Origin of the sequence: Segatella copri (assembly GCF_009494395.1) — a bacterium.
Lineage (GTDB): Bacteria > Bacteroidota > Bacteroidia > Bacteroidales > Bacteroidaceae > Prevotella.
Genome location: NZ_VZCB01000057.1, coordinates 34,345 through 46,388, shown reverse-complemented (window position 1 = coordinate 46,388; position 12,044 = coordinate 34,345). Strand labels below are relative to the sequence as shown.

General features: G+C 49.1%; 9 protein-coding genes. 5 read left to right on the top strand and 4 right to left on the bottom strand.

The window, feature by feature from the left end; all coding sequences use genetic code 11:
- Positions 1 to 59: 59 nt before the first annotated feature.
- From F7D73_RS07200 to F7D73_RS07190, 3 genes are read right to left on the bottom strand one after another with little or no spacing between them, the layout of a single operon-like run.
- Positions 60 to 197: a hypothetical protein gene (locus F7D73_RS07200; protein ID WP_153123474.1), complete on the bottom strand. Its 138-nt coding sequence runs from the start codon at positions 195 to 197 to the stop codon at positions 60 to 62.
- 26 nt (positions 198 to 223) lie between these two features.
- Positions 224 to 559, bottom strand: a complete 336-nt coding sequence (locus F7D73_RS07195) for a type II toxin-antitoxin system RelE/ParE family toxin (protein WP_153123472.1) — start codon at positions 557 to 559, stop codon at positions 224 to 226.
- On the bottom strand, positions 549 to 809 hold the full coding sequence (locus tag F7D73_RS07190; protein WP_153123470.1) for a hypothetical protein: 261 nt from the start codon (positions 807 to 809) through the stop codon (positions 549 to 551). The genes F7D73_RS07195 and F7D73_RS07190 overlap by 11 nt, the downstream gene beginning before the upstream one ends.
- A gap of 487 nt (positions 810 to 1,296) precedes the next feature.
- Here F7D73_RS07190 and F7D73_RS07185 point away from each other — a divergent pair, with 487 nt between their 5' ends.
- Complete coding sequence (locus tag F7D73_RS07185) at positions 1,297 to 1,536, top strand: hypothetical protein (protein ID WP_153123468.1); 240 nt, start codon at positions 1,297 to 1,299, stop codon at positions 1,534 to 1,536.
- Between the two features lie 62 nt (positions 1,537 to 1,598).
- Here F7D73_RS07185 and F7D73_RS07180 read toward each other — a convergent pair whose 3' ends face one another.
- Positions 1,599 to 1,736: a hypothetical protein gene (locus F7D73_RS07180; protein ID WP_153123466.1), complete on the bottom strand. Its 138-nt coding sequence runs from the start codon at positions 1,734 to 1,736 to the stop codon at positions 1,599 to 1,601.
- 260 nt (positions 1,737 to 1,996) lie between these two features.
- On the opposite strand from F7D73_RS07180, the gene F7D73_RS07175 reads away from it, so the two are divergent.
- The 4 genes from F7D73_RS07175 (at position 1,997) to F7D73_RS07160 (ending at position 12,030) form a co-directional block, all read left to right on the top strand.
- Complete coding sequence (locus F7D73_RS07175; protein WP_153123463.1) at positions 1,997 to 2,905, top strand: Rpn family recombination-promoting nuclease/putative transposase; 909 nt, start codon at positions 1,997 to 1,999, stop codon at positions 2,903 to 2,905.
- Between the two features lie 433 nt (positions 2,906 to 3,338).
- A complete protein-coding gene (locus tag F7D73_RS07170) occupies positions 3,339 to 6,359 on the top strand; it encodes a SusC/RagA family TonB-linked outer membrane protein (RefSeq protein ID WP_437182300.1) in 3,021 nt (1,006 codons plus the stop codon).
- Positions 6,360 to 6,378: 19 nt separating this feature from the next.
- Positions 6,379 to 8,106: a RagB/SusD family nutrient uptake outer membrane protein gene (locus tag F7D73_RS07165; RefSeq protein ID WP_228117660.1), complete on the top strand. Its 1,728-nt coding sequence runs from the start codon at positions 6,379 to 6,381 to the stop codon at positions 8,104 to 8,106.
- Positions 8,107 to 8,151: 45 nt separating this feature from the next.
- Positions 8,152 to 12,030, top strand: coding sequence for a TIM-barrel domain-containing protein (locus tag F7D73_RS07160; RefSeq protein ID WP_153123459.1), 3,879 nt, complete (start codon positions 8,152 to 8,154; stop codon positions 12,028 to 12,030).
- Positions 12,031 to 12,044 lie beyond the last annotated feature (14 nt).

Sequence of the window (12,044 nt, the reverse complement as noted above, 5' to 3'; positions counted from 1 at the left end):
CAAGCATCGGCAACAGGGAATTTTCGTTGTATTGTTCTATTCTTCAGAATTATAGAAATCTAGCAAGGGCGTACAGAAACAAACTTTGCCACATGTCCTTCAGGAATTTCTGGTACTACTATCGAATAGCTAACAGGATATTTCTTTTCAAACTCCTCAATAGGAAGAGCGAATACTTTTAGTTTCTTTTCCTTCATAAATTACTCCTTTCTTAAATAGCATATCAAACTAAGCCATTCTTCTTCAACAAATCTGTCAATTTTTTCCCCTTTAAAGTACTCCGCTCCGATTTATCATAAATATAAAGCAAGCCGAGACCATCCTCTATATCAGCTAACACAACTGTTATAATACGGGCACCGCCACTTTTACCAGTTCCTTTCGATTTGATAGCCATACGAACCTTACGCAAGCCACCACCTAAATCTGCACCTAAAGAGGGGGAAGAACTCAACTCATTCATCAATTCCTTCAAATCAGATTTAAACGACTTATAGCGCTTATTCAATCGTTTAGCTTCCCTTTCAAAAGAAGGGAACGTATATATCTTACAACTCATTCAGCACGTCCTCCAATGGTTTAAGCTCTAGCTTTCCTTCACGATAGGACTTCAGCTCATGAAGGGCATTGTCGAAACCTGAGAGTATTTCTTCTTTAGTCATGCAAGGCTCTTCTTGAACCATACACGCCTCATCAGCCTCTTTACCAGCAAAGAGTTTTCTGATTTTATCCAAAAGATGGATATCTTGTGTATTAAGCACCTGACGAATAATATCATTCTGTGCTGCCTGTATATTTAATGCTGTCATAACAAACTCCTTTTTCTTAAAATTGCTTTCGTTATTTAATCACATTCTTTCTGCAAAAATACACAGAAGTTTTCAAAATACCAAATATTTCCTGGCAAATCTACAAAAAAGTTACAGTTTCCTTTGATTTTCAGCGAATTATTCGTCTTTTTGCATCATTATAGATATAAATTCTTTACTGAATTTTCGGAAGTTTTGCCCTACACGCCCTGAACCAACGGTCACCGGCCGAAGGGAAAGGTAAAGGGCAGAAGCCCCTAGCCCGTACTTAAGCCACATGCGAAAGTTCAGTATTATTTGAGAAATCTGAGAAAAACAGAAATAACTCCTCTATAGGAAGAGCGAATACTTTTAATTTCTTTTCCTTCATATTACCGAGCAGGTCCCAAAAATCTGCGAGAATAGAACCATGAATCAAAAACTCGACTAAAAATTTGGTGGTTTCACAGAAAACCCTTATCTTTGCTGCAAAAATAAATATTAAGTTATGGCACAGTTGACATTACAAATAGATAGTCCATCTTTGTTGGAGCAATTAAAGAACGTTCTCTCTCTTATGAAAGGCGTTAAAATTGTTTCAGACTCCCCTATCTCTAGGAGTGCTGCCTTGGAAGATGTCCCAAACGCAGAAACATTGGCTGCAATGAAAGAGGCAGAAAGTGGTCATGATGCAGGTGTAGTTCGGGTAGATAGCTTAGAAAGTTTCATGGCATCTATGGAGGAATAGAGCAATTACTTTGCAAAAGGACTCTTTCCTCCATGTGCTTTCAAATTAGCAGTTGAACGAACCTATATTTTCTCCACATCAGCATATGACATTCGCAAAGCCTTTCTTTGCGGATTGCGCTCATTCTCCTCAGCCTCACGAACAAAGCGTTCTGCAGTCTCACCTGTCAAAACAGGAATACTTCTTATCTCTAAAGCCATAACCTTTCATTTTAAACGTTTAATAATGTCGCAAAATTACACATATTCTTCGAAACCACCAAGAAAATCAGAATAAATCTGCAAATTATCAGCCAATTACCCAAAAATCAACAGTAAACTATAAACTTTCAACAGCAAACAATTCCTCTAAGGTATGTTATTGAGAGATTTATGAATGTCTATCAGGCAGTTTTCCCACTTTTTATTTGGTCGTTTCAGGAAAAAAGCGTAATTTTGCAGTGAAACTAAATGAATATCGTATGAAACAGGTAGAAGAACGATACATCAGCTTGCTGACCGATTTCGGCTTCAAGCGCATTTTTGGAACAGCGATGAACAAGGATTTGCTCATTTGCTTCCTCAACAGCTTGTTTAATGGCAGACAGGTTGTGAAGGACGTTTCGTATCTGAACCCGGAGCACGTCGGGGATGTCTATACCGATCGCCGTGCCATCTTCGACGTGTATTGCGAAGGAGAAAACGGCGAGAAGTTCATCGTTGAAATGCAGAATGCCTACCAGGCTTATTTCAAGGACCGCTCCCTCTTCTACTCCACGTTCCCGATTCGCGAGCAGGCACCAAAGGGCAGTGACTGGGATTTCAAGCTCAATCATGTCTACACCGTAGCCCTGCTCAACTTCAACATGAACGAGGATGCCTTCGACAAGGAAAAGATCCGCCACCATGTACAGTTGTGCGATACCGCTACCCACAAGATTTTCTACGACAAGCTGGAGTTTATCTATGTAGAGATTGCCAAGTTCAATAAGACCTTAGGAGAACTGGAGACGCTCTACGAAAAGTGGCTCTATGCCTTGAAGAACCTCTACAAGCTTACCCAGCGTCCGAAGGAGCTGTGCGATAAGGTTTTCGACCGACTTTTCGAAGAAGCCGAGATTGCCAAGTTTACTCCTCAGGAGATTCGGGAGTATGAAGCTAGTAAGAAGGCATATAGGGATATCAAAAATTCCATTGATACGGCGAAGCAAGAAGGTAAGCAAGAAGGACTTGCGGAGGGTATGGAATTAGGTATGAAAAAAGGCATGGAAAAAGGCAAGAATGAAAGAAGCCTGGAAATAGCCAAGACTATGCTGTCGAAAGGCATGGAGGATGCTACCATCATGGAAATAACTGGGTTAACACGAGAACAGTTGATGCAACTAAAATAAAGAAGGCTATGAACGGAATTTACCATAAAAGCATGAAGCAAAGAATAGGAAGATTCTTTGAGAAAGTGCACGAATGCATACTTATCTTTACCAACTGGCTGGGATAAGTATAAAATAATTGTAATCTCTACCCTCATTCGTAAATTTTATTCACAAAAAACGAGGATTTTATAACAACTTTAATAAAATCCTCATCAATACGAAAGAAAATTGGTAAAAACTTGTCGGTTTATCAAAAATTTAATATATCTTTGCACCAAGTATCAGATTTTAAACCTTGAAGTTTATCTAAGCAGGCACTAATATAGGTGCAAAAACTGGTAAATGCAAGCTGACTATATACATTAATAATAGCAGCTTACAACGGAATTAAGAAATGAAAAGCCTGCAAGAACGAACAGAACAAAGTATGGCAAAAAATCTAAAGGTAGGTATGCTCGTATGCGCCTCTATCCTGGCTGCAAATGCTGCATACGCTAACTACCCAACATCTAATGAGCTACTGACTGTTACACAACAAACAGGAAAGATTAAGGGAACCATCGTCGATTCCAAAACAGGAGAACCTGTCATTGGAGCAAGTGTGAAAGTAAAAGGCACCAAACTGGCTGCCGTAACCGACCTGAATGGTGAGTTTGAACTCAATACCCACACCAACGCTACCCTACAGATTTCGTATGTCGGATTCAAGGAGACTGAGGTGAAAGCCAGCAACGGCATGAAGATCTCACTGGAGGAAGACACCGAGGCGCTCGAAGAGGTTGTCGTAGTGGGATACGGCACTCAGAAGAAAGAGAGCCTCACTGGTGCCATGGCAAATATCAAGGGAGAAAAACTGAAAGACATCACATCTGCCACCGTTGAAAACATGCTCAACGGCAAGGTTTCGGGTGTGTATGTAGCTCCTGGTTCTGGTCGTCCTGGCTCTACGGGAGCCATTATTATCCGTGGACAGACTTCCATCAATGGTGCCACAGCTCCTCTCTGGGTTGTGGATGGAGTCATTGTGGGCAACAGTGCCGGCGACCTCAACCCTGACGACATCGAGACGATGACCGTATTGAAGGATGCAGCCTCAACAGCCATCTATGGTTCAGAGGGTGCCAACGGCGTCGTAGTAGTCACCACCAAGCAAGCCAAGCACGAAAAGATGTCTATCTCCCTGTCTGCCAAGGCCGGTCTGAGCACTTTGAACCGTGGCAACCTGGAGATGATGGACGGTGCGGAATTCTACGACTACTATAAGTCGTTCCAGAATGTGGAGTCAGTGAACTTCCCACGCTGGAACGAAGACCTGAGAAACTCCAACTTCGACTGGTTCAAGCTTGCCAAGAAGACCGGTTCCACCCAGGACTATAACCTGACCCTCAATGGTGGCAGCGAGAACATACAGTCAATGTTCACCCTGGGCTATTTCAAGGAAGAAGGTGCCGTCAAGGGTTATGACATGAACCGCTACAGCACCCGCATCAAGGTGGTTTACAAGCCTTACGAGTGGCTCACCATCAAGCCGAACATCAGCGGTTCACGCACCAACGACAAGGACAAGCAGTATAGCGTGGGCGCCATGTATTCCATGATGCCATGGGATAGCCCTTACGATGAGAACGGCAACCTGGTGCCAAACTACTATGCCGGATGGGTGAACTCCAAGGCAACCAACTATCTGAACGACCTTGCCGCAGGCGACTACTCAACAAGTACCACCTACGACCTGTCTGGCGGATTGGATTTCGACATCAAGATAGCTCCTTGGCTCACATTCTCATCTGTCAACAACTACAGTTACTACAACAGCCAGACTCACGGCTACTACGATCCGAAGTCAAGTTCAGGCGAGGGAGTGAATGGCCGTACCACAGAGTACAACTATGTATCTACCCGCCGCTATACCAACCAGTTGCTCCGTTTCAAGAAGAGCTGGGGCAAGCACAACGTCAACGCTTTGCTCGCCTACGAGTTCAACGACTATGAAATGAAGTATACCGATGTGTATGCCACAGGATTCATCTCAGGATTCGAGGACTTCATGACAGCTGCCAAGCCGGAGATGGCCAACGGTTACCGCACGGCATGGGCCAAGCAGTCTTACTTCACACAGTGGCGTTACGACTACGACAGCCGCTACTACGGAGAGCTCTCATTGCGCCGTGACGGCCGTTCCAACTTCGGTTCCAACAACCGCTATGGCAACTTCTTCTCCGTAAGTGGAGCATGGAACATCAACAACGAGTCATGGTTCAAGGCAGACTGGGTAGACCAGCTCAAGCTGCGCGCCGCCTTCGGTTCTGTAGGTAATGTGCCTACCTCCCTCTATCCATCCTACTCTCTCTACTCAGTGGGTGCCACCTATAATGAGAATCCAGGTGCGCTCATCTCTCAGATAGGAAACAAGGACCTGACATGGGAGAAGACCTATACCACAGGCGTGGGTGTGGATGCCTCTTTCTGGCAGAACCGCCTGCATGCCACCCTCGACTACTACATCAAGAACACCAGCAACATCCTCTACCAGGTGCCTGTAACGGGACTGGTGGGCGTGACATCCATCTGGAAGAACATCGGCAAGATGCGCAACACCGGTATCGAGTTCACCATTGGCGGAGACATCATCCGCACAAAGGACCTGACATGGAATGTTACAGCCAACATCTCCCACAACAGCAACGAACTGAGAGACCTCTACAAGCAGCGTGATGCCAACGGCAACTATGTAGTGAAGCCAGTGCTGATCAGCGACGGTACATCGATTGCAGGTACAGCACAGCGCATCCTTGAGATTGGCGAGCCTGTAGACACCTATTATATGAAGGAATGGGCTGGCGTTAACCCAGAGGACGGTAAGCCACAGTGGTATATGGACGATGCGAATGGCAACAAGGTAGTAACCGACAGCTATTCCAAGGCTTCATACTACAAGTGTGGCAAGGCATCTCCTGATGTATATGGCAGCTTCTCCACCTCTCTGTTCTACAAGAACTTCGACCTGCAGGCAAACTTCGGTTATTCACTTGGCGGCCAGATCTACAGCTACTATCGCCAGGAGTTCGACTCCGACGGAGCCTATGCCGGCGACCGCAACCAGATGAAGCTGCAGAAGGGCTGGAGCCGCTGGGAGAAGCCAGGCGACATCGCCACTCACCCACGTGCCATGTACAACAACCAGGACAAGGGTAATCTGGCATCATCACGCTATCTGGAAAGCTCAGACTACCTGAAGTTGCGCTCACTCACCCTGGGTTACAACTTCGATTTGAAGAAGTATGGCATCCAGACCCTGCGCCTCTCTGTATCAGGCGAGAACCTGTTTACCATCACCGACTATTCTGGCGTTGACCCAGAGTTGCCAGCAGGCACCAACGACAAGGGAGTGCTGAGCGTAACCAACACTGGAGGCACCTCAGTTTATCCAGCCGTACGCAAGTTTATGCTTGGTGTTAACTTAACATTCTAAATTCTTGACAACAATGAAAATGAATAAAAGTATATTGATGCTCATGCTTGGCGCAACCCTCCTGGGTTCTTGCGACATTGAGCGTTTCCCGACCTACAGCATGTCGGACGAACAGATAAAGAACAATCCTGCAAGCAACCTCGATGCCTTGCTCAACGGTATGTATGCTCAGCTCAAGAGCTGGTCTGACCCTATGCACCGTTGCGGAGAGTATGCAGGTGACAACATGGTGATCCGTGGTTCTTCAACCGATGCCTTCTTCGAGTTCATCAGCTATTCACGCACGCCGAACAACTATCGTCTGCAGAGCTTCTGGGACTCAGGCTACAAGGCCATCGCACAGGCTTCCAACATCATCAACATGATAAATGAGGGACAAAGCACCGAAATCGACAACTCACTCGGCGAATGCTACTACGTGCGTGGCATGATGTATTTCTACCTCTGCCGTGCCTACGGTCGTCCTTACTACCAGGCACCGGAGAAGAACCTGGGTGTGCCTATCGTAAACGGTACCCCAGACAACATCCTCGACCTGCAGCTCGCCGACCGTGCCACCGTGCAGCAGACCTACGAGCAGGCCATCAACGACCTGAAGAAGGCAGAGCAGCTGCTCAGCACGAACCGTGGTCCAGCCTACGCATCAAAGGCAGCAGCCCAGGCGATGCTCTCACTCATCTATCTCTATATGAGCGGCACCTACGAGAACCCTAACCGGGAGTATGCACAGCTCGCCGTTGACTATTCCAACAAGGTAATCGAAAACAGCGACTACTCTCTGCTTCCACGCGAGGAGTTCATGATGTACAACACCATCGTTCCTGAGAACAACCCGGAGGACATCTTCGTGGTGAAGCGTGTGGCTTCTGAATACTCAGGCTATGACCACTACTATGGAATCGGCGGTATGTATTCCAATATCGGTGGCATGGGATGGGGAGAGATGTACGCCAGCGAGAAATACATCGACCTGCTCAACGAGACGGGCCGCAACGACTGGCGTCCTGCATCAAAGAAGATTGTAGATGCACGTGCCAACTTCATCGAGCCTACATACACCGAAGACAACAAGGAAGTGTTCCGCTTCGTATATGTGGGCAGCGACGGCAACAAGCACTATGCCCAGTTTGACACCAAGCACAATGGCGACAAGGTATCCTGCACCGACAAGAACGGCAACTCCTACGACCTCACTCTGGTCAGTGCCGCCGACGAGTACTATACCATCAACTATAATGGCATAGAGTATCAGGGCATGCTCGACAACTACATCACCGTGAACCGTGAGTATCCACAGTTCTACATCGTGAAGTGTTCGCGCGAGGGTGAGGACTCTCAGCTTCACTCACCGGTCATCAGCCGTCTGGGCGAGATTTACCTCAACCGTGCAGAGGCATACGCCAAGCTCGGCGAATATGACAAGGCGCTCACCGACCTCAACACCATCCGCAACCGCTCCATCGTAAACGGTGGTTATCCTGCAGGTAAGCTCAACGCCGACAACGCCTTCGAACTGATTGACAAGGAGCGCCAGCTGGAACTTGCCTACCAGGCAGAGCGCAGCTATGACGTGTTCCGCAACGGTCACTCGCTGACACGCGACTACCCAGGTCCTCACAACCAGCACGAGGAGGTGAAGGCATCTGACTATCGCGTAACATACTATATCCCTCAGAATGCCATCAACGCATATCCAGGCACTCTTACCCAGAACCCTACCGACAACAGCGGTGTGATTCTGAAGTAACCCACTGAAGGGATAACAGAAAACATCTGTTTCAAATAAAACGAAATGAATAACATCTATAGAAAAATGTACGTTGGCAATTCATTGGCAGTGGCTGTAAGCCTGCCTATGGTTGCCAACGCTACTAACGAAACTCCGTCTGCTTCGACAGCCATCACAGCACAGGCTGCGCAGGCAGACGGCGTGCAGATTCTAAGAATCAACCCAACAACCGTAGAACTCTGCTTCGCCAACCACCGCAGAGTGGCAGTTGACTTCTACGGCGAAAACATCTTCAGAATCTTTGAAGACCACAACGGTGGCGTGATGAGAGACCCGGAGGCAAAGCCTGAGGCTCACATCCTGGTGGACAACCCACGCACCAAGGTGGGCAGCCTGCAGATTACTGAGCAGGGCGATGAAATCACCCTCGCCAGCAGCAAGGCAAAGGTTATCTTCAACAAGACCACCGGACTGTTCAAGATTGTAAACGCCGAGAACGGCAAGACCGTGGCTACCCAGAGCGCACCATCCATCTTCACTCCGGAGAAGGTGACGCTCACCCTCCAGGAGCAGCCAGGCGAATACTACTTCGGCGGTGGCGTGCAGAACGGACGCTTCTCTCACAAGGGAGAAAAGATTGAAATCGTGAACACCAACAACTGGGTGGATGGCGGCGTGGCTTCACCTGCCCCATTCTACTGGTCTACAGCAGGCTATGGCTTCATGTGGTACACCTTCAAGCCGGGACTCTACGACTTCGGTTCCACCCAGAAGGGCAGCGTGAAGCTATCCCACGAATCGAAGAACCTCGACGTATTCTTCATGGTGGGCGAAAAGCCTACCGACCTGCTGGGCGAATACTATCAGCTGACGGGCAACCCGGTGCTGCTGCCTAAGTTCGGTTTCTACGAGGGACACCTCAATGCCTACAACCGTGACTACTGGAAAGAGGCAGACAAGGGTCGCACCATGACCTTCGAGGACGGCAAGAGCTACAAGGAGAGTGCCAGCGACAAGACGGGCATCAAGGAGTCGCTCAATGGCGAGAAGAACAACTATCAGTTCTCTGCCCGAGCTGCCATCGACCGCTACGTGAACCACGACATGCCTTTGGGATGGTTCCTGCCTAACGATGGATACGGAGCCGGTTATGGCCAGGAAGCAACCCTCGACGGCAACATCGAGAACCTGAAGCAGTTTGGCGACTATGCCCGCAAGCACGGCGTGGAGATTGGTCTCTGGACCCAGTCAGACCTTCACCCTAAGGACAGCATCGAGGCACTGTTGCAGCGCGACATCGTGAAAGAGGTGGGCACCGCAGGAGTGAGAGTGCTCAAGACCGACGTGGCATGGGTGGGCGACGGCTACTCCTTCGGACTCAACGGCGTGAGCGACGTGGCGCAGATCATGCCTTACTATGGCAACAACGCACGCCCATTCATCATCTCTCTCGACGGATGGGCAGGCACACAGCGATATGCATCCATCTGGTCGGGCGACCAGACGGGTGGCGACTGGGAATACATCCGTTTCCATATCCCTACCTTCATCGGCGCAGGTCTTTCCGGTCTCTCCAACATCACCTCCGACCTGGACGGTATCTTTGGCGGAAAGAACCCAATCATGAACATGCGTGAGTTTGAATGGAAGACCTTCACTGCGATGGGACTCAACATGGACGGCTGGGGCTCCAATGCCAAGTATCCGTTCATCCTCGGCGAACCATCAGCATCCGTCAACAGAACTTACCTCAAGCTGAAGTCAGAACTGATGCCATACATCTACACCGCAGCCCAGGAGGCTGTGACCGGCAAGCCGTTGATGAGAGCGATGTTCCTCGACGACCCGAACCCTTACACCCTGGGCAAGGCTACGGAATATCAGTTTATGTGCGGTCCTTACTTCCTCGTGGCTCCTATCTACAAGGAGACCAGGATGGACAAGCAGGGCAACGACATCCGTAACGGCATCTATCTGCCGGAGGGAGAATGGGTGGATTACTTCAACGGAAAGGTATACCAGGGCGGAAGAATCATCAACGAGTTTGATGCGCCTTACTGGAAACTGCCTGTGTTCGTGAAGAGAGGGGCCATCATTCCGATGGTGAACCCTAACAACAACGTTTCGCAGATAGACAACACCAACCGCATCTTCGAGCTTTATCCATACGGAGAGTCTGACTACAGTCTCTATGATGATGATGGCAAGACCGAGCTCTACCGCATCGGTGAGCACGCCACAACCCACATCCACTCCTCATTGGTTAAAGACCGCCTCACCGTCAATATCGACAAGACCGAGGGCAACTTTGCCGGACAGGAGAAGAACCAGTCTACAGAGCTTCGCATCAACGTGAGCCAGGCTCCTAAGAAGCTGGTTGCCAAGATGGGTGGAAAGACTGTGAAACTGACAGAGGTGAGCACGATGGAGGCTCTCCGCTCCACAGAGAACGCCTGGTTCTACGACAAGGCTCCACAGTTCAACCGCTTTGCCACCAAAGGCAGCGACTTCGAGAAAGTGGACATCACAAAGAACCCGATGGTATGCATCCATCTGGCAAAAACCGACGTGACTGCCAATGCCATCGAGCTTCGCATGGACGGCTACCAGTTCGACAACAGCGATGCCCTGCTCAAATCAGCAGGTGCACTGAACGCCCCTCAAGCTAGCCTGAAGGACGCAGAGGGCGCCAACAAGGCGTTCACCATCACTGCAGCATGGGACAAGCAGGCAAACGCAGACTATTATGAAGTGAAGATTGACGGTATGCTCCACTCCACCATCCGCAGCACTGAATTCACCATCGAGAATCTGAAACCAGAAACCGAGTATGACATACAGGTGAGAGCGGTGAACAAGGACGGGGCATCAGAGTGGACCACCCTGAAGGGACGCACCATCAAGGACCCTCTCGACGAGGCAATCCGTGACATCACAGCCACCAACTCCACCCCAGACTGGGAAGGACTGGAGGTAGCCAAGATGTTCGACTTCAACGAGAAGAACTACTGGCACACCGACTACTACAAGAAGGAAGGCGTATTGCCATTCGACATGACGATGAACCTGCATGGCATCGCCAAGCTCGACAGGATTCAGTATCTGCCAAGCTCAGAGCGTGACAGCCACGGACAGATTTACAAGGGACGCATCGCAACAAGTTTCGATGGCAGCAACTGGACTGAGAACGGCACCTTCGAGTGGAACAAGGATGGGGGTGTAAAGGAATACAAGTTCAAGGGTGAGCCAGAGGCACAGTATGTGAAGATGACCGTTGAGGAGACCAAAGGCGGACAGGCGTCAGGTACTGAGTTGTATGTATTCAAGACCCCAGGCAGCAAGATGAAGAAGCCGGGCGACATCAACAACGATAACCGCATCGATGAGAACGACTTCACTTCTTATCTCAACTATTGCGGCCTGCGCAAGGGCGACAAGGACTTCGAGGGCTATGTAAGCAATGGCGACATCAACCGCAACGGCTTGATTGATGCCTACGACATCTCGGTGGTTGCCACCCAGTTGAAGAGCGGTGTAAGCAGCAAGCAGGTGGCTCCTGTTGCAGGCAGCATCTCGCTCGTAGCCGACAAGAAGGCATACCAGGCAGGCGACGTCATCACCCTCACCGTGAAGGGCAAGGATCTCGTATCTCTCAATGCCCTGAGCTTTGCCTTGCCATACAATGCCACCGACTTCGAGTTCATCGGCATCGACGTCAAGGATATGGGCAAGATGGAGAACATCTCCAAGGACCGCCTCCACTCTGACGGCAGCAAGCTGATCTACCCTACCTTCGTCAACATCGGTGAACAGCCTGCGGTAGAAGGCACCCATGACCTCTTCACCATCAAGTTGAAGACCAGGAAGGCATGCAAGCCATCATTCAAGTTCAGCAACCTGATGATGGTAGATAAGTTCTTGCGAGTAAAGAGCGAGAAATAAAAAAGTATAGTATA

Excerpts from the sequence above, each read along its gene's own strand:
- F7D73_RS07200 (WP_153123474.1), bottom strand. The coding sequence starts at position 197 with ATGAAGGAAAAGAAACTAAAAGTATTCGCTCTTCCTATTGAGGAGTTT.
- F7D73_RS07185 (WP_153123468.1), top strand. The coding sequence starts at position 1,297 with ATGGCACAGTTGACATTACAAATAGATAGTCCATCTTTGTTGGAGCAA.
- F7D73_RS07175 (WP_153123463.1), top strand. The coding sequence starts at position 1,997 with ATGAAACAGGTAGAAGAACGATACATCAGCTTGCTGACCGATTTCGGC.
- F7D73_RS07160 (WP_153123459.1), top strand. The coding sequence starts at position 8,152 with ATGAATAACATCTATAGAAAAATGTACGTTGGCAATTCATTGGCAGTG.
- F7D73_RS07170 (WP_437182300.1), top strand. The coding sequence starts at position 3,339 with ATGCTCGTATGCGCCTCTATCCTGGCTGCAAATGCTGCATACGCTAAC.
- F7D73_RS07180 (WP_153123466.1), bottom strand. The coding sequence starts at position 1,736 with ATGGCTTTAGAGATAAGAAGTATTCCTGTTTTGACAGGTGAGACTGCA.
- F7D73_RS07190 (WP_153123470.1), bottom strand. The coding sequence starts at position 809 with ATGACAGCATTAAATATACAGGCAGCACAGAATGATATTATTCGTCAG.
- F7D73_RS07165 (WP_228117660.1), top strand. The coding sequence starts at position 6,379 with ATGAATAAAAGTATATTGATGCTCATGCTTGGCGCAACCCTCCTGGGT.
- F7D73_RS07195 (WP_153123472.1), bottom strand. The coding sequence starts at position 559 with ATGAGTTGTAAGATATATACGTTCCCTTCTTTTGAAAGGGAAGCTAAA.